This window comes from Actinoplanes sp. OR16 (assembly GCF_004001265.1).
Classification (GTDB): domain Bacteria; phylum Actinomycetota; class Actinomycetes; order Mycobacteriales; family Micromonosporaceae; genus Actinoplanes.
The window spans coordinates 8348897-8371849 of record NZ_AP019371.1 but is presented as its reverse complement, the minus strand read 5'-3'; the positions used below and the strand labels follow the sequence as shown (position 1 = coordinate 8371849).

Here is a 22953-nt window from a genome sequence, read left to right as displayed (position 1 = left end):
GGTCAACCGGAGCGGCGGGCGCCCGTCCGCCGCTCCGGGCCGCTGTGCTCCGCCGACGGGGGCAGGGTGAACCAGAACGTGGCGCCCTTGCCCTCGGAGCTCTCCGCCCAGATCTCCCCGCCGTGCCGTTCCACCGCCCGGTTCACCGTGGTCAGCCCGATGCCGGTGCCCGGGAAGTCGCGGGCGTCGTGCAGCCGGGCGAACGGCCGGAACAGCTGGCCGGCCTGCTCGGCCGGGAATCCGGCGCCGTTGTCCCGGACGTAGAACTTCTCGTCCTGCCAGCCCACCTCGACGACCGGGTCGTCGACCTTGCGGCTGAACTTCACCGCGTTGTTGATCAGGTTCTCCAGGATCACCCGGACCAGGCCCTCGTCGGCGTCCGCGGTCATGCCCTCGACCACCACGTACTCGACGTCGCGCTCCGGGTCGCGGGCCGCGACGTCGCTGATCACCTGCCGGGCCGTGGTCGTCATGTCGAACGTCTCCCGGCGCAGCTCGCCCCGGCTGGCCCGGGCCAGGATCAGCAGCGACTCGACCAGGTCGGCCATCCGCATGGCGGCCGCGTGGATCCGGGTGAGCCGCTGCCGGGTCTGCTCGCCGAGCGGCTCACCGTCCTCCTCGTCGAGCACGTGCTCGGCGAAGCTGCTGATCACCTGGAGCGGGCCGCGCAGGTCGTGCGAGACCGAGCCGGAGAACGCCTCCAGCTCGCGGTTGCGCCACTCCAGCTCCTCGACGAGCGCGGCGCGGGTCTCGGCGAGCTGCCGGGCCGCGCGCTCCTCGGCGGCGTCCAGCTCCCGGCGCATCAGCTCCTCACGGATCCGCCGGGCCTCGTCGTGCGACTGCTTGCGGCGGATCTGGGCCCGTACGTGCGCCCGCAACCCGTCCGGGATGTCCACCCGCCGCACGTAGTCGTCGGCGCCGGCGGCGAGACAGTCCAGCATGGCGTGCTCATCACCGGTCACGATCAGCGGCAGCTCACCGATCTGCGGCACGTCCCGGATGGTCCGGCAGGCGCGCTGGGCCCGATCCAGGTCGTCGTCGAAGCCGACGACGATGCAGTCCGCCGGCTGCTCGGCGAGCATCTCCAGCGCCTCGTCGATGTTGCCCGAGGTGACCGTGTCGTACCCCTCCGGCCGCAGCGCGTCGGCCCAGATCTCGCGGTCGTCGTCGTTCCCACTGATGATCAGCACCTTGCCGGGCCCGTGCAGGCTGCTGATCGACTCGATCGGCAGCTGCTCGGCGCTCTGCCGCAGCACCGCGGCCAGCTTCGCCAGCACGACGGCGAGGTCCTGCTGCTTGCGGACGAACGCGTCGGCGCCGGCCTCCAGCATCTGCATCTCGGTGGCGTAGTCGTCGGCGGCGGTCATCAGGATGCACGGGGTGTCGCGCAGCGCCGGGTCGAGGCGGATCCGGCGGATCACCGTGGCGCCGTCGATGCCCGGCATCACGCCGTCCACGATCACCGCCTGCGGGCGCCGGTCGGCCGCCATCCGCAGGCCCTCCTCGCCGCTCGCCGCGGTCAGCACCCCGTACCCCTCGGGTTCGAGCAGGTCGCGCAGCTGCTCCCGGAAGGTCATGCTGTCGTCGATGACGAGCACGCTGGTCCGGCCGGCGGCCTGCGACCCGTCGCCGAGCAGCTGGCGGGTGCGCGCGACGACGTAGCCGGCGTCGTAGGGCTTGCCGACGTACTCGTCCGCTCCGGTCCGCAGCCCGGCCAGCCGGTCGGCCACCTCGCTCTCGCTGGAGAGCAGCATGGTGACCACACCGGTGCGGGCGCCGCGCAGCTCGGTGAGCAGCTCCAGGCCGTCCGCGTCGGGCAGGATCACGTCGAGGACCGCGGCGTCGAAGGCCGCGGCGGCGAACGCGGCCCGCGCCTCCGCGCCGGTCGCGCAGAGGATCGTGGTGAAGCCGTCGTCGGAGAACGCCTCGTTGAGGTCCATCCGCACGGTGAGACTGTCGTCGACGATCAGCACGGTGGGAGTCATCGCCGGGCTCCGGCCGGGTGCAGGTCACCGAGGCGGGCGGCCATCCGGCCGGGCGGCAGGACGTACGTTGCCGCGCCCAGCAGCGCCGCCTCCCGGGGCATGCCGTAGACGATGCAGCTCCCCTCGTCCTGGGCGAACGTGACGGCGCCCCGGTTGCGCATCTGCAGCAGCCCGGCCGCGCCGTCCCGGCCCATCCCGGTGAGCAGGCAGCCGGCCGCCGTCGCGCCGAACTCGGTGGCGACCGACTCGAAGAGCACGTCGACGGCCGGGCGGCAGGAGTGCCGCGGCGGGCCGTCGCTGAGCCGCAGCATCCTGTCCCGGACGTAGAGATGCCGGTCCGGCGGAGCGAGCAGCACCTGCCCGCCGACCCGGCTCATCGGGGTGCCGTCGATCGCGTAGCGCACGTTGCGGCCGGTCTGCCCGGCCAGCCAGTCGGAGAACGCCACGGCGAACTGCTCGCTCGCCGCGATGTGCTGCACCACCAGGACCGGGGTGGCGAAGTTCGGCGGCAGCTCCCGGATCAGCTCGGTGAGCGCGCCCGGCCCGCCGGTGGACGCGCCGACGGCGACGACGCTCAGCGCCGGTGCGGCGACCGGCACGACGGACGGCAGCGCCGGGGCCGGGGCGGGCATGGGGGAGGAGTTCCGGCCCAGCCGGGCCCGGGGATGAGTGATCACCCGGATGCGGGAGACGATCCGCAGCGTGGTGCGCAGCCGCAGCCCCCAGTCGGCGTCCGAGTCGTCGCCGCGCGGCTTCTCCAGCACGTCCACGGCGCCGGCGGCCAGGGCGTTGTACGTGCTGAACAGCTCCTGCCGGTCCGCCGACGACACCACCAGGATCGGCGTCGGATGCTCGGCCATGATCTGCTCGGTGGCGGCCAGGCCGCTGATCCCGGGCAGCATCATGTCCATCGTGATCACGTCGGGGCGCAGCCGGGCGACCAGCTCGACAGCCCGTTCGCCGTCCACCGCCTCGCCGACCACCTGGAGATCCGGGTCGGCGGCGAGCGCCTCCCGCAGGTGGTGCCGCATGGTGACCGAGTCCTCGACGATCAAAATCCGGATCATGAGCGCACCACCAGTCGACGAATGTGGGCCAGTAGCTCTTCCTGGTCGAACTCGCCCTTCACCACGTAGGCGTCGGCGCCGGCCGCACGGCCGCGTTCCCGGTCCTCGGCGCTCGCCCGGGAGCTGACCAGGACACAGGGGATGGTGGACAGCTTCGGGTCGGCGCGGATCCGCTCGACCAGGGTGAAGCCGTCGATGCCGGGCATGTCGATGTCACTGAGGACCAGGCCGTACCGGCCGGCGCGGGCCCTCTCCAGGCCTTCCTCACCGGACGCGGCGAGCTGGACCGCGTACCCGGCCGACTCCAGGATGCTGCGTTCCAGCATGCGCGTGGTCAGCGAGTCGTCGACGACCAGGATCGGCAGCGGCTCGGCGTTCACCGAGGAGGCCGATCGCGCGCCGGCGCCGTGCCCGCGCAGCACCGCGACGGCCAGCCCTTCCGGGTCGAGCACGAGCCGGGGGCGGCCGTCGGCCTCGACCGAGACGCTGCTGATCACCGCCGAGGCCGGCGCCAGCTCCGGCAGCGGGCGGGCGACCAGGGCGGACGTGCCGCAGAGCCGGTCCACGCCGATCGCGTACGTGCCGGCCGGGCAGGCCACCACAATCGCCGCGCCGGTGCCCTGGACGTCCGGCACCGCCTCGCCGGTGTAGAGGACCTCGGCCAGCGGGAGGAAGGGGGCGGCGCTGCCGTCGTACAGGATCCGCCCGCTCGAAGCGGCGGTGGCCGCTTCCGCGGCACTCAGCCGGAGGCACCCGCGCACCGCGTCGAGGGGGACCGTCGCGCTCGCGCCGCCCGCCTCGACGATCAGACCGGTCATGCTGAGCAGCGTGAGCGGGATGGTCAGCTCGACCGTCGCGCCCTCTCCCGGCGTGCTGCGTACCCGCACCTCACCGTGCAGCTGCGCCGCCACCTCACGCACCGCGTCCATCCCGATGCCCCGTCCGGCCACCTCGGTGACCTGAGCGGACGTGCTGATCCCGCCGCGCATCACCAGGTCGAGCAGCTCCTGATCCCCGGGCGGCCGGGTGCCCGGCCCGAGCAGCCCGCGGTCCACCGCGGTACGCCGCAGCGCCTCCAGGTCGAACCCGCGCCCGTCGTCGACGCACCGGAACACCGCCCACCGGCCACGCCGCTCCACCTCCAGGGTGATCGTCCCCTCGGCCGGCTTGCCCGCGGCGATCCGTTCCGCCTCCGGTTCGATGCCGTGCACCACGGCGTTGCGCACCACGTGCAGGAACGCGCCGCTGACCGGTCCCAGCAGGTGCGCGCCCATCCGGATGTCCGCGCCGAGCGAGACGAACCGGACCTTGCGGCCCTCGGCGTCGGCGGCGTCGCGGACCGCCCGGCGCAGCGTCGTGAAGATGGAACCGGCCGGCACCAGCCGCAGGCCCTCGGCCTTGGCCCGGACGTCGTCGAGCTCCCGCTCGATCTGGTCGACCGCGTCGGTGAACCGGCGGCTCGCCGTGCCCAGCTCACCGGCGAGGCGGACCGCGGAGGCCCGAACCACGCCGGGCTCGCTGGTCCGCAGCTGGTCGGAGAGGGTCTCGGCGGAGCGGTGCAGGCGCTCCATCGTGCCGAGGCCTTCCCGCAGCGGCGCCATCTGGGCGTTCGCCTCCCCGATGGCGTCCAGGAGCTCGTCAAGATCGGAGGAGGAGGTACGGGTGGGGATCGTGATCTCCGGCTCCGGTGGCGACTCGGACTTCTCCGCGACGGCCGGCGGCGGAGTCTCGGGCGCCTCCATCAGGGCGACCTGCGACGATATCTCGTCGTTCAGCCGGAGCAGCTCCCGCATCTCGTCCGCCGCCAGCGGCGCGTCACCGGACCGGTGCGGGACCAGGATCTCCTCGAAGGCGTGCGCGTGGTCGGCGATCTCCTTCTGCTTCACCACCCGGGCCGCGCCCTTGAGCGTGTGCGCGGCACGCAGCAGCCGCCCGACCGGTTCCGGCCCGGGCCGCTGATCCAGGTCGAGGACGCCGGCGCTGATCTGGTCGACCAGTTCCCGTGCCTCGAGCCGGAAGTAGCGCAGCGGGTCCTTTCCCATCAGTGCTTACCGGAGCCGACGAGTTCCAGCAGGTCACCGGAGAGCGCGGAGAGGTGTGCCGCGGTCTGCTTGGTCTGCACGGCGCTCGCCTCGGTCTCCCGCGACACCCGTGCCGTGTCGCCGGCCGCCACGTTCACCTGCTCGACGGCGGTGGTCTGCTGCTTCGTGGAGAGCTCGATCTCCCGGGTCGCGTCGTTCGTGGTGGCGACCAGCTTCACGATCTCCCGGAAGTTGTTGGTGGCCTCGTTGAACTGCCGGGCGCCGGAGTCGACGGCCTTCGCCCCGATCTCGGTCGCCATCACCGTGGTGTTCACCGCGCCCCGGACGTCCTCGATCAGCGCCCGGATCTCCTTCGCCGACGCGGCGGTCCGGTCCGCCAGCTTCCGGATCTCCTCGGCCACCACGGCGAACCGGCGGCCCCACTCGCCCGCCCCGCTCGCCTCGATGGTCGCGTTGATCGCCAGGATGTTCGTCTGCTCGGCCAGCTCCGACACCAGATCGACGACGAGGCCGATCTGCTGCGACTTCTCGCCGAGCGCCAGCATGTGCTGCACGATCTGATCCACCTGGGTACGGATGGCCGCCATCGAGGCACGGGTCTGGTCGATCGTGGCGTCCCCGGCCCGGGCCGCCGACTCGGTCTCCTCGGCGATCTTCGAGACGCGCTGGGCGGAGTCGGCGATCTGCCGGCTGGTGATCAGCAGCTCGCTGATCGTCGTGGTGATCTCGCTCATCGCACTGGCCTGGTCCCGCCCGCCACTGACCTGCTGGGACGCGGCCGCCTCCAGCTGCGCGGACGAGCTCTGGATGTGCCCGACCGCGGCGCCCACCTCGCGTTTCAGGTCCCGGCTCAGCCGCCAGGCGACCGCGGCGGCACAGAGCGTGGTGAGCACGCCCAGCGCGATGATGACGAGGATCGCCAGAGCGGCCTGGTCCGAGGAGTCCTTCCGATCCGCCTCGACGTCGGTGCGTACCCGGGCGATCAGCGTGTTCAGCTCGTTCTTCAGCGTGTCCCGGAGCGGGACGGCCTGCGAATCGTTGATCTTCACGATCTCCTCGACCGTGGCGCCGGCCGCCCGCTGGGCCATCACGCCGCTGACCGCCCCGGCGTGCGCCTCCTCGGCGGCCTGCACCCGGTCGAGCATGGTCTGCAAGGCCTGTTCCGGCATGGCCGCGCGCAGATCGGCGATCTGCTTGCGGAAGTTCTCCCGATCGGCGGCCGCCGCGTCGGCGAAGGACTGGGTCTTGTAGAGCATGTAGCCGCGGAAGTCGGCGAGCCGGGTCTCCAGGATCCGGCCCAGGGTCTCGGCCCCGACCAGTCTCGTGTTGGCCGCCGTGATGACCCGGTCCTTCGAGTCGACGACGAACGCGAGGGCGAGCACCGCCGTGACGACCGAGATCAGGGTGAACGCGATGGTGATGCCGACGCCGACGGCCAGCTTCCGGCCGTACGTGTGTCCAGCCATCATGAGGCCTCCTCGGAAACGGGCTGGTGTCCGGCCAGCTGATGGACGAGCGTTCGGGTGGCCGGCACGTCCACGATCGGCCGGTTCCCGTCCGGCAGCCGGACCATCCCCTGCAGGTACGCCTGCGGTCCCGCGTCACCGATGGATCCCTCGACGACGTCGGTGACCGGCACCCGCAGATGGTGGTCGAGCTGGTGGAAGGCGAGGGCGAGCGGCGGCGACCCGGTGGTCAGGACCAGCCAGCGAGGCCGCTCCGGGATGGGGTGGCCGAGCAGCGCCGCCAGGTCGTAGACGGGCACCACGGTCCCGGCGAACCCGGCCACGCCGAGCAGCGCGGGCACCGGCGTGGGCAGCGCGGTCACCGGCCGGTCCGGGTGGACGCCGGACGCCTGGGAGAGACGCAGGGCGTACGGCCGGCCGCCCACCCCGATCGCGAGCAGCTCCACACTGTCCGCCCCGAGCGTCCGTGCCGGCTCGGCGAACGACCTGTCGAACTCGTCCCGCAGCCGGCTCACCCGGTCCGCCACGTTGGGCGTGGTCATCGCCGCACCCCGCAGGCCTCCAGCTCGGTACGGCACAGCGTGGTCAGCGCGAGCCGCCCGAATCCGCCGCCGAACAGCACGATCCGGTCCTCCTCCTCGCGGACGAGCAGTTCCAGGGCCGGTTGCAGGTGCGCGACCGCGCCCCGGTCGTCGCCGCGCCGCCGGGACAGCAGCCCGAGCCGCAGCCGGGGCATCGCGAACGCCGGGTCCAGATAGGCGGCCAGGCGGTACTGCCCGACCGCCTGGTCCGCGCAGTCCAGCTCGTGGCAGGCGCCGAGCAGGTGGTGGGCGTCCGGGTGCGGGCCGCCGATCTCCATGAGCCGGTGCGCGGTGTCGCGGGCCTCGGCGACCCGGCCGCTCTGGGCCAGCAGGACGCCGCGGAGGAGGATCTCCCGGATGTCTCCGGGGTTCTCGAGGAGGTCGAGCGCTTCGGAGAACCGGTCGTCGCGGAACAGGTCGAGCGCCCGGGGATAGGCGTCGGCCACCGGCGTCGCCACCCGCCGTGCCGGCGTCGTCTCCCCCCGCGCCGGCGTCGCCTGTGTCGGGGCGGGCCGCGGCGTCGGCGACGAACGGCGGTAGAAGACCGTCCCGCCGTCGTGGCACACCTCGAGGCCCTCCGGGCTGCTGCCCAGCGAGTCGGTGTGCCCGAGGAAGAGGTAGCCGCCCTCCGCCAGGGAGTTCGTCAGGTTTTGGATCAGCCGTCCGGCGACGGCCGGTGTCAGGTACATCAGCACGTTCCGGCAGAAGATCACGTCGTACCGGCCGGGCTGCCACAGCATCGGCGCCTCGGCGGCCAGGTTCTGCTCGGCGAACTGCACCGTCGACGCCACCTCGGGCACCACCCGCAAGCCCGTCCCGGTCTCCCGGAACCAGCGCCGCCGCACGTCATCAGGGGTCTCCCGGAGCGACCACTCGGCGTAGACGGCGCCGCGTGCCTTCTCCAGCATCCGCCGGTTGGCGTCGACGCCGGTCACCGAAACGATCCAATCGGAGCCGGGCCTTGCCCGGTACGCCTCGATCGCCAGCGAATAGGCCTCCTCGCCGGACGAGCACGCCACCGAGATGAGCCGCAGCACCCGCTGGCCCTCCCGGGCCCGGATCCGTTCCGGGAGAGCCTCCTCGCGGAGGATCCGGAACTGGTCGCCGTGCCGGAAGAAGTAGGTCTCGGTGATGCTGAGCGCGTCGGCGAGCTCGGCGGTCTCGCTGTCCCAGCCGGACTGGGCGAGCCGGTTCAGGTACTCCCGTTCGGTCATGGCGTGCGCCGTGGCCCGCTCGGTGAGCACCGCCGCCGTCTGCGCGCCGTCCTGATCGGTCGGCGTCCACCCGAGCCGCCGCTGCAGCAGCTCCCAGAACCGGCTCAGATCGCTTCCCCGGATCATGCGGCGGCCTCCGGCCCGGCGGCGGCCTCCCACACCTCGTCCGGCACCGCCCGGATGCCGCGCAGCAGCACCAGCGGATCCGTGCCGATCCGCCCGACCCCCGCGATCAGCGCCCTCGACACCACACCGGTCAGCGCCGCCGACGGTCCCTCCGTCGGCTCCGTCTCGATGTCCTGCACCCCGAGCACCGGCCCGGTGGCGCACGCGACGACGCCGCGTCCGGCACGCACCGCGATGTACCGCTCGATCTCCGCGATCTCCCCGGTCAGCAGCCGCGTCACGTCCACCACCGGCGACGGCGTCCCGCGCAGGATGGTCAGCCCCCGCACGTAGGGAGGCGTCCCGGCGAGAGGCCGCGTCCGCAGCGGCCGCATCGTCTCCACGACCTCGTCCAGCGGGAAGGCGCAGAAAAGCGGCCCGGCCTGAAAGACCAGAGCGATCACCCGAGCGCCGACCGCTACCTCCCCCACGAGAGTCAGGCTAGCGACCAGATCACCCGCTTTCGCGAGCTTCGCTCGCTTTGCAACCTTTCCTGGTACGCCGGGGACAGCCTCCGAAATCGCCCACCCGTCAAGCCGGGGTATGCCCGGTCCCGGCGCTTGGCCGCCCTCCTCACGCCGGGACCGGTGTACTGGGGGAACGTCAGGGAGCGTCGTACCGGAACGCCGGGGCGTCGTCCGGGTCGCTCGCCGCTCGCTGCGGGCCCGGCTGCCACGTCTCGCGCGCCGCCGCGGAGGAGGGGCCGGCTGCGTGACCCGCGTCGTGGCCGGACCAGGGGACGCTGCCGTGACCGTTCGGCTGCGGGTCGTAGGAGTGTGCCGGCCGTCCGGCGATCGGCATCTCGCCGTAGGAGGCCGCCGGCTCGGGCGAGTCGCCGAGCGCGTGCCGGTAGGGGTGCGGCTCGGTGCCCGGGTCCGCGGGGAGCTCGGCGGCGGAGGTGAGGCGGGGGCCGTAGAACTGCGGCGGGACGGCCTCGGGAGGCGCCAGCCGCAGGTTCGGTGAGGTGTCGGTCGTGGAGAGGCGGAGGCCGGGCGCGGAGAGTCGCGCGGTGTCGGCGGCCGAGAACCGCGGGCCGGCGGTGGCGGGCGGTTGCGGGCCGGAGGCGGCGGACAACCGCGATCCGAGACCGGCCGCGTGCTGCCCGTGACCGTCACCCGGCGCCGGCTGCTGAGCCGGGACGCCGGTGGCGAACGGCTGCTGGGCCGGGAGGCCGGTGGCGAACGGCTGCTGGGCAGGGAGGCCGGGGGTGAATTGCTGCTGGGCATGGGTGCCGGGACCGGGCAGTCGCAGGGCGGGCGTGTCGGCTGGGGACAAGCGGAGGCCCGGCGTCACCGATGAGGCCGCGTGGTCGTCCCGGGACGACTCGGGCCAGCCGGCCGGGACCGGGCCCACCGGTTGCGGGGTGGCCGGCATCGGGGTCGGGTCGGCGGGCCAGAGGCGGGGGCGGCGTTTCGCGGCGAGGTCCTCGGCCCAGCCGAACAGCATCACCGCCACCGCCGTCACCCCGAACGTGATGCCCAGGGTGATCGGCGCCTCGAAGTGGCCGAGGTCCTCCATCGCGATGAATTCCAGGATCGGGTAGACCGCGGCGATCGCGGCGCCGTGCCAGAGGTAGACGGTGACGGCACGGGCGTTGAGCAGGTTCACGAAACGGTCGACGTTCGGGTTCGTGACGAGCCGCTCGATCGGCGGCTGCCAGCGCAGGGCGAGCAGGACGAAGGCGAGCGAGTAGACGGCCTGCGCCTCGGACACCTCGTTCAGATCCCAGCCGGTCTCGGCGTGCCCCTGGACCAGCCAGTAGAGCCCGGTGCCGCCGAGGGCGAGGAACCCGGCGACGACAACGGACGGGTGGGTGCGCCCGAGCCGGCCGTCGCGGTGGGCGAAACCGGCGAGCCAGCACGCGCCGTAGGTGGCGAGGTCCCAGAGGGCCGACTCCACCGGGGCCGGCATCCCGAAGGAGCCGCGCTCCAGGACCACCATGAGCAGCAGTGGCAGGGCGAGCATCGGCCAGCCGACCTTGCGGAAGACCGGATAGAGCAGGGGGGAGAGCAGGACCAGCCAGAGGTACGTACGGACGTACCAGAGCGCATCCCAGACGAACGCCCCGGCATCGCTGCCCGGCGGGTCGCCGAGCGGCAGGATCCAGAACGCGAGGTTCGCCGGTGAGAACGGGTGCTCGCCGTCGGTCTCGGTCTGCCATCCGGCGTAGAGCATCGCCGGCACCGCGACGAGGCCGAGCAGCCAGACCGGCGGCAGCAGGCGCCGCATCCGGGAGACGACGACGCTGCCGGGGGAGCGTTTCGCGAGGGATGCCGCCGTGAGCGATCCGGCGACCGCGAACATGACGCCCATCGCGGGGAACACGATGGACAGCAGCGGCCATCCGAAGTGGTGATAGACGATCACCCGGACGATCGCCACGGCGCGGAGGAGGTCCAGGTATCGATTTCGCACCGCGAAAAAGTAGCGGCGGCCAAGGGGTGGACGGGACCGTCCGGGTGGTTGCCGATAACGCCTGAGCGGATTACCCCAATAGGCGGAATGCTGCCGATTTCCAGTGCGATTGTGCGACACGTGTGCTTGGCGGGAGACGCTGTTAGTGCAGCTCACCCCGTACGAGAGAAGGCTGTTGATCTTTAAGGGCGGAAAAGCGGCGAGTGACCGCCCCGGACGGATGCCGTTGGTCAACCGGCGCGCGTGACGGAGAAGGCCGGAACGCCCTGACCGACGGGATCGACGAACTCATGCGGAAACCTCTGGTAGTGGCCTGTGTGGCCGCCGCGACGCTGGCCGCGGGTGGCGTGACCGCGACGGCGCTGGCGCAGCAGTCACCGGACGCGCCAGTAGTGCCGGACGCCCAGCTGTTCGGGGAGCGGCTGCTGCCGGACCCGGACGAGACAGTGCCGCCGCGCGTGGGCACTGGCACGCCGGCCGCGGACCCGGTCGCCAAGAGTCCCGCGCCGAAACCGTCGAAGCCCGTGCCTGCCTCTTCCGCGCTGGCCTCTCCTGCGCTGACTTCTCCTGCGTCGGCTTCCGAAAAACCATTAAGTCCGAAAAATCGTGATAAAGAGGAGGAAATTCGTCCTCGGCGGGCGGCAGCTGAACCCGGGAACCCCGCCGGGGACGTCCTCGACGCCGCCCGGGACGAGGTGAGCGCCCGGGACATCTCCGACAGTCCCGCCTCCCCGCTGCAGCAGCAGGTCCTGGCCCTGGTCAACCGCAACCGCGCGAGCCACGGCTGCGGCTCGCTGACCCCGGACCGCCGGCTGATCGAGGCGGCGAACCGGCACGCCGCGGACATGGCCCGCCGCAACTACTTCGCCCACGAGGATTCGCGAGGCGACCGGGCCGGCAGCCGGGTCGCCGACGCCGGGTACGAGTGGAAGCGTTACGGCGAGAACATCGCCCGCGGCCAGAAGTCGCCGTTCGAGGTGGTGACCGACTGGATGAACAGCCCCGAGCACCGGGAGAACATCCTGGACTGCCGCCTGGACCAGATGGGTGTCGGTTTGGCGATCGGCGCCGACGACACTCCGTACTGGGTCCAGGACTTCGCCACACCCCGTTGATTATCTGAACACTCCCCGGAGTCTCAACCGCATCGCCGGCGTGCCGATGGCATACCGGTTTCATGTCACGGTGCTTCCCCAGGCGTCACCACTGGGACGGCTGTGCTTCTATGTGCGGACAACACTCCTGGGGAGGATGTCGATTTGGCAATGAGACGGGTGGCCGGCGCCGTGATAGCGGCCCTGGTCGGCGGTGGTCTCGCTGTGGTCGGGCTGTCGCCGGCGAGTGCCGTCGCGGCCGCGCCGGTGACCACCACCAAGGTGGTCACCAAGGCGGCTGCCGCGTCGTGCGCGACCGGCAAGTACCAGAAGCAGGTCGAGGGTTACCTCAAGAAACTGGGCGGGTACGGAACGGTTACGGTCGACGGCAAGCAGTCCGCCGCCGACTGTAAGGCGATCGTCAAGTTCCAGAAGCGGTTCGGCATCCAGCCGGCCAAGGGTCTCGCCGGCCCGACCACCTTCAACGTCGCCAAGCGGCTGGCATCGACGAAGACGTCGGCCTGCAAGGCGAAGAAGAAGGGCATCACGTTCTGCGTCGATCTGACCCATCAGACGACCTACGTGATGAAGAACGGCAAGGTGCTCGTCAAGCCGACGATCACCCGGACCGGCATGAAGGGCTACCGCACGCCGGCCGGCACCTTCAAGATCAACAAGCGGACCAAGAAGGAGTGGTCGGACCCGTACGAGGTGTGGCTGCCGTACTGGCAGCGTTTCATCGGCGGACGTGGCTTCCACCAGACCACCACCTACATCCACGACATGTGGCGTGGTTCGCACGGGTGCGTCAACCTGCTGCCGCAGGACGCGAAGAAGTACTGGAGCCTCGGCAAGATCGGCTCCACGGTGAAGGTCTACGGGCGTCGTCCCGGCACCTGATCCCGCACCGGTGAAAAGGCCGTCCCCGATCCGGGGGCGGCCTTTTTCGCGTACGGAGACATAGAGTGGCACCTGTGTCCCGACGACCACGAATAGTGATCATCGCCGTTCTCACGCTTCTTCTCACGACCGCCGCCTCCTGTGACGACGAGCCGAGCGGGATCCGCGTCGGCCAGGCCGTGATCGGCACGGTCGAGGAGATCGTCGAGGCGCCCGGCACGGTCACCGCGCATTCGGCAGCCACCCTGACCGCCCCCGCCGCGGGCACGCTGGCCGATCTGCGGGTCGCGTCCGGCGACCGGGTCGACAAGGGCGATCTGCTCGCGGTGATCTCCTCGCCGGAGCTTGAGCAGCGGAGGGACGCCGCCGAGGAGGCACTGGACGAGACGGCGGTGGTGTCCGTTTCCGTCGACTACGTCAGAACGAATGACAGAAAAGCCGACAAGACCTTCGACCACGCCGACGAGGCCGCCGAGAAGATCAGCGATCCGGCGCTGAAGAAGGCGTTCCAGGAACAGATCGCCGCGGCCGAGAAGCAATACGAGGAGGCGGCGGAGGCGGCGGCCGCAGCCGTGCGGTCCGTGCAGCGCGGCGTCGCGGAACTCGGCCGGGCGATGAGCGCGCTGAGCGCCGCCCAGCGACTCCAGGCCGAACAGGCCTATCAGCTGGCCGACACGGCGGTGGAGGCGTTGTCACTGAAGGCGCCGATCGCCGGGGTCGTACAGCTCGGCGGCGTGCAGGCGGCCCCGAGCACGCCCGATCTGTCGGCGATCTTGGAACAGGGCGGAAGTGTGCAGACACCGCAGAACGGTGTCGACAGCGCCACGCCGGAAGGCGGCTACGTCGCGGCCGGCGCCCCGGTGGTTACCGTCGTCGACACCAGCGAGATGGGACTCACCGCCGACGTCGACGAGACCGATGTCCTGCTGGTCGAGCCGGGCGTGGCCGCGGACGTGGAGCTGGACGCCGCCCCGGGAGTGGCCTACACGGCCGAGGTGCGATCCTCCGACCTGCTGCCGACCACCTCCGCTCGGGGCGGGGTGTCGTACCGGGTGCGCCTCGATCTGAAAGGCTCCGATCCGCAACCCCGCCCCGGCATGAGCGCGATCGTCCGTCTCCGGGTGCGCCAGGCCGAGGACGCGGTGACCGTCCCGGCGTCGGCGATCATCAGCGTGGACGGCGAGGACACCGTCTGGACGGTCGAGGACGGCCGGTTCGTGGCGGCGCCGGTGCGGCTGGGAGTGCAGGGCGAGGACACCGTCCAGGTGGTGTCCGGAGTGGAGGCCGGGCAGGCGGTCGTGGTCGCCGGCGCCGACCAGGTCGACGCCGGCGACGAGGTTCCGTGAGCGCCATCGTCGCCGTGGACGTGAGCCGGACGTACGAGCTGGACGGCCTCTCCGTCCCGGCGCTGCGCGGGGTCTCGCTGTCCGTCGAGCCGGGTGACTACGTGGCGATCGTCGGCACCTCCGGCTCCGGCAAGTCGACGCTGATGCACCTGCTCGGCGGCCTGGACCGGCCCACCGGCGGCACTCTGCTGATCGGCGGCCGGGACGTCGCCGCGCTCTCCCCGAACGAGATGGCCGCCCTGCGCAACTCCACGATCGGTTTCGTCTTCCAGTCGTTCCACCTGCTGTCCCGGACCACCGCGCAGGACAACGTCGGGCTACCGCTGGTCTACCGTGGCGCCGGCCGCCGGGAACGCCGGGCCCGGGCCGCCGAGATGCTGGAGCGGGTCGGGCTCGCGCACCGGATGACGCACCGGCCCAATCAGATGTCCGGCGGCGAGCAGCAGCGCGTGGCGATCGCGCGGGCGCTGGTCACCGGGCCGTCGGTGCTGCTCGCCGACGAGCCGACCGGCAACTTGGACTCGGCGACCGGGCAGTCCGTGCTGGCGCTGCTGGAGTCGCTGAACGCCGACGGCGTCGCGGTCGTCCTGGTCACCCACGATCGTGAGGTGGCGGCCCGGGCGCGGCGGCAGATCGTGATGAAGGACGGCCGGATCGTATGAGGCTCGCCGAGGCCTGGCGGGTCGCCCTCGACGCGTTGCGCGCGAACCGTCTCCGCAGCCTCCTCACCATGCTCGGCGTCGTCATCGGCGTCGCGGCCGTCGTCGCGCTGGTCGGCATCGGCACCGGCACCAAGGAACAGATCGAGCGGCAGGTCGAGGGCCTCGGCAGCAACCTGCTGATCGTCGTTCCGGGTCGGCTCGAAGCCGGCGCCGCGCCCACCTCCTCGCCGCTCACCCTGGACGACGTGGAGGCGGTCACCCGGATCGTCGGCGATCGGTCACGCGTCGCCGTCACGATCAGCTCGGGGGAGACGGTCCGGGCCGGCAAGAACAGCGCCTTCGCCAGCATGCAGGGCGTTCTCGAGACGACCCCGGATGTCTTCGTACGCCGGCTCGACCGCGGCGCCTACCTCACCCGGACCGACGTGGCCACCGGCCGGCGGGTCGCGGTCCTCGGCGCCGGCCTGGCCCGGAACCTGTTCGGCGAGCGCGACCCGATCGGCCGGCAGATCACCATCGGCGGCGTGCGATTCCGGGTGATCGGCACGTTCGAGCCGCTCGGCCAGAGCCTGGGCGTGGACCGGGACGGCGAGGTGCACGTGCCGGTCACCGCGGCGCAGCGGCTCCTCGGCACCGCCCGGATCGACGGCCTGGCGATCCGGGCGCCCGACCGCGAGCGGATCGGCGAGCTGAGCACGGCCGTCACCGCGACCCTCACCGGACGGCATCCGGACACCGACTTCTCCGCCGTCACCCAGGAGCAGATCCTCGGCGTGCTCGGCGACATCCTCGGCGTGCTGACCGGGGTGCTCGCCGCGATCGCCGGGATCAGCCTGCTCGTCGGCGGCGTCGGCGTCTCCAACATCATGCTGGTCTCGGTGCGGGAGCGGACCAAGGAGATCGGCCTGCGCAAGGCGGTCGGCGCGCGTCCCCGCGACATCGGCGTGCAGTTCCTCCTGGAGGCGGTGCTGCTCACCACGTCCGGGGGTGTGCTGGGCATGCTGCTGGGCGGTTCGGCCGCGCTCGCCGTCGACCGGCTGACCCCGGTGCCGGCCGCGCTGACGTGGTGGTCGATGGCCCTCGCGTTCGGGGTGTCGGCGATCGTCGGGATCGTCTTCGGCGTCGTTCCCGCTCAGCGGGCGGGACGCCTCGACCCGGTCGTCGCCCTGCGAACCGAGTGACGAGAGGATGACGAACCATGCTCCAAGTCCTGGCCGCCATCATCTCGGTGCAATTCGGCAGCGCGGTCGCTCGCACGCTCTTCGACGATCTCAGCGCCGCGGGCATCACCTTCCTGCGCCTCGCGATCGCGGCCGTCGTCTTCACCGTCATCGCGCGGCCGCGCCTGCGTACCTGGTCGAAATCGGCCTGGAAAGCCGCGATCCTGCTCGGCGTCGTGATGGCCGGCATGAACCTGATCTTCTACCTGTCGTTGCGTACCGTGCCGCTCGGCCTGGCGGTGACCGTCGAATTCCTGGGCCCGCTGCTGCTCGCCGTCGTGCAGTCCCGGCGCGTCGCCGAGTTCCTGTGGGCGCTGCTGGCCGGTGGCGGCGTGATCCTTCTCGGTCTCGACGTCTCCACGGGCGCGCCTGTCGAGGGACTTCTCCTGGCGTTCCTGGCGGGTCTGTGCTGGGCCGGGTACATCGTTTTCAGTGCCCGCCTCGGCGCGATCGTCCCCGGCACGGGTGGTCTGGCGGTGGCGCTGACGGTCGCTGCTGTGGTGGTGGCGCCGTTCGGGGCGGGGCAAATCGGAGATGTCATCGAAAAACCGTCGCTGCTGGTCGGCGCCGTGACCGTCGCCCTGCTTTCCTCGGTCATCTCCTATGGTCTGGAGATCAATGCCCTGCGCCGGATCCCGACCCGCGTCTTCGGCATCCTGATGAGCCTCGAACCCGCCGCCGCGGCGATCGCCGGCCTGATCGTCCTCCGCCAGCGGCTGGGCCGCGTCGAACTGCTCGCCCTGGTCCTCGTCACGGTCGCCAGCCTGGGAGCAGCGCTCGGCAAGCGGTCCGCTACCACTCAGGTCGAAGCCGCCCACGCCGAAAAATGATGCGGACCCCGAGGGAGAGCGACTTTGCCGTTTCAGATACGCGACCAGCACGGCGCTGCCCGTTCCGTCGCCTACCTGATGCTGGCCGCTGCCGTCTACAACCTGATCGCCAGCGTGATCACGAAGCTCTCCGAGCCGCTCGTCGAGCTGATCGCGGGCGCTGCGGCGGCCCTCGGCTTCCTCGCCATCGGGGTGATCTGCCTGCGCCGCCCGCAGGCGCTGCCCCGGCTGTTCTGGCCGGCCGTGCCCCTGCTGTCGGCGGTCACCATCACCGGCCTGAACTACGCGACCCGGGACACCACGCTGGGGTCGCAGCTGTTCTACCTGTGGCCACTGCTCTACTCGGCGTCGTTCCTCGGCCGCTGGCTGACCGTCGCGACCGTCGCGCTGATCTCGGCCGGCCACGGCGCCGTGGCGTTCTCCTTCTCACCCGACCTGCGGCACGCCGCCGCCGACTGGTTCGCGATCACCGTGGCCATGGCGATGACCGCCTTCGTCGTGGCCGGCCTGCGCGAACGCAACACCAGGCTGCTGGAGGTCCTCGAGGTCCAGGCGAGCTCCGACGCGCTGACCGGGCTCGCCAACCGCCGGGCCTTCGACGAGGAGCTGACGCGTACCGTCGCCGCCGCGACCGCCGGTGGTGACCCGGTCGCGCTGATCTCCGTCGACGTCGACCACTTCAAGAGCATCAACGACACCTGGGGGCACGCCGCCGGCGACCACGCGTTGCGGGCGGTCGCGGACGCGCTGCGCGACGGCGGTCATCACGTGGCCCGCCTGGGTGGTGACGAATTCGCCGTGCTGCTCCGCGGTGGCCCGGACGCCGCCGTCCGCTACGCCGACCAGGCCCGCGCCCGGGTCGAGGCGACCGCCGGCCTGCCCTGCGGCCCGCCGAAACTCAGCATCGGCATCGCGGTCCTGCCCGACCACGCGCACACCGCCGAGGAATTGCAGCGGGTCGCCGACGCCGCCCTCTACCAGGCCAAGGAGCGCGGCAGAGGGCAGAGCGCGGTGGCGGTCAGCGCGGCGTGACGACCGGCCGTTCCTGGGTGTCCTCGTCGAACGCGTCGCCCTTCTTCACGACACCTTCGATCTCGGCGCCGTTCCGCGGATAAGGTCCCCAGCCGTCCCGGATCACGTGGATGTAGACCGACTCCAGGCACACCCCGATCCGTTCCACCAGGTCGGTGTCCTCGGGGGCGCCGAGCCGTACCGCCCGGGCGAAGTGGTCAAGGGCCTCCATCAGCCGCCCCTGATCGAAGCAGCACCGCCCGGCGTTCTCGTGCACGACGCTGCGCACCGCCGCCGGCACGTCAGCGTCCACGGCCCGCTGGAACAGCCGGTCCGCCTCGATGAAGTCGCCGCGCAGCCGCAGCACGTGCGCCAGCTCGGCCTGAGCGATCACGATCGACTGCAGGTCCTTCGCCGACTCGGCGTGCGCGAGAGCGAGCCGGCTGGCGGCGGCGGCCATCCCGAGCTCACCGAGCAGCCGGTACACCTCCGCCCGCACACTGAGCAGCCCCGCCTTGACGATGTTGTCCGCCTCGTCGGCGAGCGGCCCGTCGAGCCGTTCCCCGAGCTGCCGCAGCGCCTCCCGATCGTCGACGACCTCCCGCAGCGTGGCACCGTCCAGCCGCCACCGGATCGCCGACAGATCAGCGGCGGTCAGCGGCAGATGAGGCGCCAGCGCGGGCGGGCCCTCCGGTGCGCTGGTCGTCTCCTCATCCGGCTGCCCGGCGTCCTTCTGCCCGGCTTTGCTCTGCCCGGCTCCGTTCTGCCCGGCTTCCTCCGGCCCGGCTTCGTTCTGCCCGGCTTCGTTCTGTCCGGCTATCTTCTGCCCGGCTTCCTTCTGCCTGGCTTCCGGCGCCGCCGTCTTCGCCGCGAACCACCCACCGCCGAACGCCGTGTCCGCGTACCGCCGTGGCTCCACATCCGGCCCACTGACCGCAAGTTTTCCGATCGGCTTCAGGTTGTGCCACGTACCGTCCGCATCCATGTAAGGAGCATCATTCTCCGGTACGCCGGCCGCGCTGCTCTCCCGGCTCTCCTCCGCCGCGCGAGCCCTACCGTGGTCCTGCCCGACGGCCTCCCGCTCCCCGCCACCGACCGGCGAACCCGAGACGGGACGATCCCCACTCCCACTGACGGGCGCGACCGCGGGCTGCTGATCGCCGGCCCCGCTGACCGGTGTGGCCGCAAGTTGCTGATCGCCGGCCCCACTGACCGGCGATGCCGCAGGCCGCTGCTCCCCGTTCTTGTCCCGAGGCCCGGGCTGAAGCGGAACCGCAACCCGCCGATCCCCGACCTCCCCGCGCTCCGGCCCACCCTGCTGAGGGATCCCACCAGTAGCAGAACCCTCATCGGTCAACGCGCCGCTCTGAGCAGCGATACTCGCTCCGGCCCCACCGCTCGCTGCCGGAACACCACCACCCTGGCCAGGGACGCTGCCACCCTGAACCGGAATCCCGGCGTCCTGCTGCACCCCTGCAGGAGGTTGCCACCCGGGCGGCACAGGCTGAGCCGCCGCAGGTACCGCGGGCCGCCCACCGTGCGACCCCACCACCTGCTGAGGAGCGACGACCGGAGCCTGCCAAGCACCCTGCCCCTGCCGAACCACCGGAGGCCAAGCCGAAGCCGCAGCCGGAAGCCCAGCACCATCCTGTCCACTACCGGCCTGTCCACCACCGGCTTGCTCAGGAATCCCCGCAGCGGCTTCCGCAGTTCCGGCGGCACCGGTAGCGGCCTCAACGGGCGGCCGTGCAGGCGGCGGCCAAGCAGTGGCAGCAGTCGGCACGGCCCCCGCAGGAGCCGAGCCCGCCGCATCCTGAGGACGCCCCCACCCGGCGGGCGAAACCGGCCGCGACCCGGCGGGGGCCTGATGAGCCTCATCCGGAACGATCGACCAAGGTCCGTCCCCGCCGGAAAGCACCACATGAGCAGTACGCGGCGACTTCCGCGACCGCTGCTGAGGCACATCGACGTCCCCGGCACCACCCGGAGCCCCGGCACCGCTGCGAGCCCCGCCAACACTGGGAGCCCCGCCACCACGCGGCGGCCCAGCAATGCCCTGCGCCCCAGCGGCCCCACCACTGAACTGCGGCGCCGGAACGGTCGGCCGCCCGGCAGCGGACGGTGCCGCCGGGACGGCCGGCCCCGCCGGGGAGGACGGCGTCGCCTGCGCGGGCGGTCCTACCGGAGAAACGGGCTGCTCATAGCCGGCCGAACCCGGCGGATAACTCGAAACGACCGGCGACGAAGGCTGCTCGCCCCGCACCTGCCCGGCCGCAGTCTGCTCAGCTCGGCCGGGCCCAGCCGCAGTCTGCTCAGCTTGGACGGGCCTCGCCGCAGGCTGCTCAGCCCGAACGTGCCCGGCCTCGGGTGACACCGGAGCGGCCGGACGCGCCACTTCCGCGGCCGCTGCTGCCGGGCGTGGAGCCTCGGTGGGCGTGCTGGGTCCGATGACCCGTGCGGGCGGCACCGGCGCCGGCGCCGCGACCACCCTCGGCGCGACAGGCGGGTCTGCCTTGATGACGCGGGGTACGGGAGGCGGGGTGGCCCGGCTCAGAACCTTCGGGGGAGTGGGGGCCTCGGCACGGCGTACGACCCGGGGTCCCTCCGCGTCCGCCCGCCCGCGCCCGTCGCCCGGACCAGCGTCCCCGCCCGAACCCTCGGCCCGTTCCTCCGCCCGGACGTCCCGCTCCGCAAGCTGCCGAGTCCGCTCGTCATCCAGGAGCCGCGTCCGCTCCTCGTCGAGCTGCCGGGTCGCCTCATCGTCCACCCGCCGGCCATCGTCATTCCGGGAACCGTCCTGCCGCACCGGCACGTCGGCCCGCACGCCGTCCTGCCGCACCGGCACGTCGGCCCGCACGCCGTCCTGCCGCACCGGCACGTCGGCCCGCACGCCGTCCTGGCGCACCGGCACGTCGGCCCGCACACCGTCCTGGCGCCGCGATTCGTCCGGAACGTGCGCCTCGCCCTGGCGACGCGCGTCGGCCTGCTCCTCGGGGCGAACACCCTCCGGCCGCCGGACGCCGATGGTCGGGCCGTCGAGGAGGTCCTTCACGGCACCGTCGAGAGCAGGTACGTCGGCGCGCGCCTCGACAGTGGCCCGGCCTTCCGCGGTGACCCGGCGCTGGTCGGCACGGTCGTGGCGACGCTGGTCGGGGCGGTCGTAGGAGGCGGCCACTTCGCGGCGGTCGTAGTACGGATCCGGCTCCGCAGCCGCGGGCCGCCCGCTGGCAGCAGGGTCGTCACGGCGTACGCGCCGCGGGTCGGCTTCCTCGCGCCGGATCGGACCGGAACCGCGCGTCTCCAGGTCGTCCCGTCGCGGACGCCGCCCACCGGCCGGCCTGATCGGAGAGAAGTCGTCGTCCTCCCAGGCCCGGCCGCGTCCGTCATAACGCTCGTCCTGATCCCCGGCCCGCGGGTCGCCGAGGCGCGAGTCCCGCGATTCCCCGGATCGAGGGTCGGCGAGGCGCGGATCGCGGGGGTCGCCCGAGCGGGCGGCCGGGCGGTGGCGCGGGTCGCCGGGACGGGAATCGCCGGGACGGGCTTCGGAGACGCGGGCGCGGCGGGCGTCCTCGTCGTAGCGGGTGACGTCCTCGTCCTGGCGTGCGGGCCTCCGCCCGTACGACGCGGGCTCCTCCGGGAGATCCGGAGCGCGACGCGCGTCCCGGCGCTCTCCCTCACGGACGCGGCGGCGGGCCTCGAAGTCGATGACGTCGTGGTCGGCGGCGCGGCGGCGGTCGTCCTCCCAGTATTCGTCGGAGCGCAGCTCGATGGTCCGGCCGTCCGGCGGGAGGCGCAGGTCGTCGTCGTCCCAGCGATCGTCGCGGACGGCCCGGCCCTCGCGGCGCAGCGGACGCCGGGCGGGAGTCTCGTCCCAGGAGTCGGGGGAGGATCGGGGAGAGGCCGGCGTACGGGTGGCGTACCGATCGCTGGAGGCACCGCGCCGCAGATCGGGCCGGGCCGCCGGGTCCTGGATCGGGAAGTCCGGTTTGTCGAAGTCGACACCGAGCTCGGGACGGTTGAAGTCCACGTCGGCGAAGTCGTCGCCGACCAGATTCGGCTTCGAGGTGTCGATCGGCACGAAGTCGGGATCGTCGAGCCAGCTGGGCCGCTGGTCGTCGAAGGACCGCTTGGCGTGCGCGTTGTCGCCGCCGGTACGCCGGGTCGGGATGACCGGGTCCGGTGCGGTACGCCGGGAGTAGTGCCTCTCCTGGACCACCGCTGATTGCGGCATGAACGAGTACTCGTCGTACTCCTCAGCCCAGTATTCGTCGTCTTCGTAGCTCATGAGGCGGCCCCGAACCGGCTCGGGGTCGACCCGCTGCCCCCATGCCGCATCCGCGCCACCGTCCTCACGCTGTTCCACCTCCGAGCACCGGTGCCCGCCCCTCGCGCCCCGGATCGATGCCTGCCACGTGGTGGATGTGGAAGGTTAATCACGGATTTGCGTAGTGCGCCACCGCGCTACGGACATCTGCCATGGTCCCCGTGGTGGGCCCGCGGGGACCGACCGTCCCGGCGCCGCAGCCCGCCGGGAGTCGTCGATCATCGGGGTATACGTCTGGCGGGCGCTCCCGGTTCAACTTCCTCAGCAGTGATAACGCCATCATTTCGGAAGCCGCGATCGGGACCCGCCGGCGGTCTGCCGGATCAACGATGATCATTGGCCGGCGGTGACGGGGACGGTTACGTCTTAAGCGCGTTTTAAGCTTCTCCACAGGAGACGTACGACTTTGCGGGCGACCCCGAACAGGTGACGCCCGGGCGTGTCGAACACCACTCACGTTTTCCACGGATCATGGACTGTCGACCTGGCACGGTTGTCGAGGCGCCCGGATGACGAGCGCCTGAACACAGAACGAACTCCGGTGATCGACCGGCCGGCTCCCGCCACGAGCCCCAGCCAGAGTCTCACCGGCCGACTACCCGGCAGGTAGCCGCCGCCCCCCAGTCAAGCG

15 protein-coding genes and 1 pseudogene are annotated in these 22953 nt (G+C 72.1%); 7 read left to right on the top strand and 9 right to left on the bottom strand.

What is annotated here, in order from left to right; genetic code table 11:
- Positions 1 to 2 precede the first annotated feature (2 nt).
- The 8 genes from EP757_RS38565 to EP757_RS44370 all read right to left on the bottom strand — a co-directional run bounded on the left by EP757_RS38565 (position 3) and on the right by EP757_RS44370 (position 10935).
- Positions 3 to 1985 (bottom strand): response regulator, encoded by a 1983-nt coding sequence (locus tag EP757_RS38565; RefSeq protein WP_127553271.1) that lies wholly within the window; start codon positions 1983 to 1985, stop codon positions 3 to 5.
- Positions 1982 to 3052: a chemotaxis-specific protein-glutamate methyltransferase CheB gene (cheB, locus tag EP757_RS38560; protein ID WP_127553270.1), complete on the bottom strand. Its 1071-nt coding sequence runs from the start codon at positions 3050 to 3052 to the stop codon at positions 1982 to 1984. Before cheB ends, EP757_RS38565 begins: the two co-directional genes overlap by 4 nt.
- Positions 3049 to 5094 (bottom strand): response regulator, encoded by a 2046-nt coding sequence (locus EP757_RS38555; protein ID WP_127553269.1) that lies wholly within the window; start codon positions 5092 to 5094, stop codon positions 3049 to 3051. Before EP757_RS38555 ends, cheB begins: the two co-directional genes overlap by 4 nt.
- Positions 5094 to 6563: a methyl-accepting chemotaxis protein gene (locus EP757_RS38550; RefSeq protein ID WP_127553268.1), complete on the bottom strand. Its 1470-nt coding sequence runs from the start codon at positions 6561 to 6563 to the stop codon at positions 5094 to 5096. Before EP757_RS38550 ends, EP757_RS38555 begins: the two co-directional genes overlap by 1 nt.
- Complete coding sequence (locus tag EP757_RS38545) at positions 6560 to 7102, bottom strand: chemotaxis protein CheW (protein WP_127553267.1); 543 nt, start codon at positions 7100 to 7102, stop codon at positions 6560 to 6562. The genes EP757_RS38550 and EP757_RS38545 overlap by 4 nt, the downstream gene beginning before the upstream one ends.
- Complete coding sequence (locus EP757_RS38540; protein WP_127553266.1) at positions 7099 to 8481, bottom strand: protein-glutamate O-methyltransferase CheR; 1383 nt, start codon at positions 8479 to 8481, stop codon at positions 7099 to 7101. Before EP757_RS38540 ends, EP757_RS38545 begins: the two co-directional genes overlap by 4 nt.
- Positions 8478 to 8951 (bottom strand): chemotaxis protein CheW, encoded by a 474-nt coding sequence (locus EP757_RS38535; protein WP_127553265.1) that lies wholly within the window; start codon positions 8949 to 8951, stop codon positions 8478 to 8480. The genes EP757_RS38540 and EP757_RS38535 overlap by 4 nt, the downstream gene beginning before the upstream one ends.
- Positions 8952 to 9123: 172 nt before the next feature.
- Positions 9124 to 10935, bottom strand: a complete 1812-nt coding sequence (locus tag EP757_RS44370; RefSeq protein ID WP_232050228.1) for an acyltransferase — start codon at positions 10933 to 10935, stop codon at positions 9124 to 9126.
- A 290-nt stretch (positions 10936 to 11225) separates the two neighbouring features.
- On the opposite strand from EP757_RS44370, the gene EP757_RS38525 reads away from it, so the two are divergent.
- The 7 genes and pseudogenes from EP757_RS38525 to EP757_RS38495 all read left to right on the top strand — a co-directional run bounded on the left by EP757_RS38525 (position 11226) and on the right by EP757_RS38495 (position 18019).
- Positions 11226 to 12050: a CAP domain-containing protein gene (locus EP757_RS38525; RefSeq protein ID WP_127553264.1), complete on the top strand. Its 825-nt coding sequence runs from the start codon at positions 11226 to 11228 to the stop codon at positions 12048 to 12050.
- Between the two features lie 150 nt (positions 12051 to 12200).
- The gene (locus tag EP757_RS38520; RefSeq protein WP_232050227.1) at positions 12201 to 12929 is read left to right on the top strand and encodes a L,D-transpeptidase family protein; all 729 of its coding nucleotides are present in this window, start codon (positions 12201 to 12203) and stop codon (positions 12927 to 12929) included.
- 74 nt (positions 12930 to 13003) lie between these two features.
- Positions 13004 to 14275 (top strand): efflux RND transporter periplasmic adaptor subunit, encoded by a 1272-nt coding sequence (locus tag EP757_RS38515; RefSeq protein ID WP_127553263.1) that lies wholly within the window; start codon positions 13004 to 13006, stop codon positions 14273 to 14275.
- Positions 14272 to 14934 (top strand): annotated as a pseudogene (locus EP757_RS38510) (ABC transporter ATP-binding protein); the annotation flags it as partial. The gene EP757_RS38515 and the pseudogene EP757_RS38510, both read left to right, overlap by 4 nt.
- Positions 14934 to 16118 carry an ABC transporter permease gene (locus EP757_RS38505; protein WP_127553261.1) on the top strand — a complete coding sequence of 395 codons (1185 nt, stop codon included), beginning with the start codon at positions 14934 to 14936 and terminating at the stop codon, positions 16116 to 16118. The pseudogene EP757_RS38510 and the gene EP757_RS38505, both read left to right, overlap by 1 nt.
- A gap of 17 nt (positions 16119 to 16135) precedes the next feature.
- Positions 16136 to 16987: a DMT family transporter gene (locus tag EP757_RS38500; protein WP_127553260.1), complete on the top strand. Its 852-nt coding sequence runs from the start codon at positions 16136 to 16138 to the stop codon at positions 16985 to 16987.
- Between the two features lie 24 nt (positions 16988 to 17011).
- Positions 17012 to 18019 carry a diguanylate cyclase gene (locus tag EP757_RS38495; protein WP_127553259.1) on the top strand — a complete coding sequence of 336 codons (1008 nt, stop codon included), beginning with the start codon at positions 17012 to 17014 and terminating at the stop codon, positions 18017 to 18019.
- Here the strand turns inward: EP757_RS38495 and EP757_RS38490 are convergent.
- Positions 18006 to 22283: a hypothetical protein gene (locus EP757_RS38490; protein WP_127553258.1), complete on the bottom strand. Its 4278-nt coding sequence runs from the start codon at positions 22281 to 22283 to the stop codon at positions 18006 to 18008. The genes EP757_RS38495 and EP757_RS38490 overlap by 14 nt on opposite strands.
- Positions 22284 to 22953: the final 670 nt, after the last annotated feature.

What these genes read in the sequence shown, in the direction of transcription:
- EP757_RS38550 (WP_127553268.1), bottom strand. Translation starts at nt 6,563, where the DNA reads ATGATGGCTGGACACACGTACGGCCGGAAGCTGGCCGTCGGCGTCGGC.
- EP757_RS38490 (WP_127553258.1), bottom strand. Translation starts at nt 22,283, where the DNA reads ATGAGCTACGAAGACGACGAATACTGGGCTGAGGAGTACGACGAGTAC.
- EP757_RS38500 (WP_127553260.1), top strand. Translation starts at nt 16,136, where the DNA reads ATGCTCCAAGTCCTGGCCGCCATCATCTCGGTGCAATTCGGCAGCGCG.
- EP757_RS38545 (WP_127553267.1), bottom strand. Translation starts at nt 7,102, where the DNA reads ATGACCACGCCCAACGTGGCGGACCGGGTGAGCCGGCTGCGGGACGAG.
- cheB (WP_127553270.1), bottom strand. Translation starts at nt 3,052, where the DNA reads ATGATCCGGATTTTGATCGTCGAGGACTCGGTCACCATGCGGCACCAC.
- EP757_RS38525 (WP_127553264.1), top strand. Translation starts at nt 11,226, where the DNA reads ATGCGGAAACCTCTGGTAGTGGCCTGTGTGGCCGCCGCGACGCTGGCC.
- EP757_RS38520 (WP_232050227.1), top strand. Translation starts at nt 12,201, where the DNA reads ATGAGACGGGTGGCCGGCGCCGTGATAGCGGCCCTGGTCGGCGGTGGT.
- EP757_RS38505 (WP_127553261.1), top strand. Translation starts at nt 14,934, where the DNA reads ATGAGGCTCGCCGAGGCCTGGCGGGTCGCCCTCGACGCGTTGCGCGCG.
- EP757_RS38540 (WP_127553266.1), bottom strand. Translation starts at nt 8,481, where the DNA reads ATGATCCGGGGAAGCGATCTGAGCCGGTTCTGGGAGCTGCTGCAGCGG.
- EP757_RS38555 (WP_127553269.1), bottom strand. Translation starts at nt 5,094, where the DNA reads ATGGGAAAGGACCCGCTGCGCTACTTCCGGCTCGAGGCACGGGAACTG.
- EP757_RS38565 (WP_127553271.1), bottom strand. Translation starts at nt 1,985, where the DNA reads ATGACTCCCACCGTGCTGATCGTCGACGACAGTCTCACCGTGCGGATG.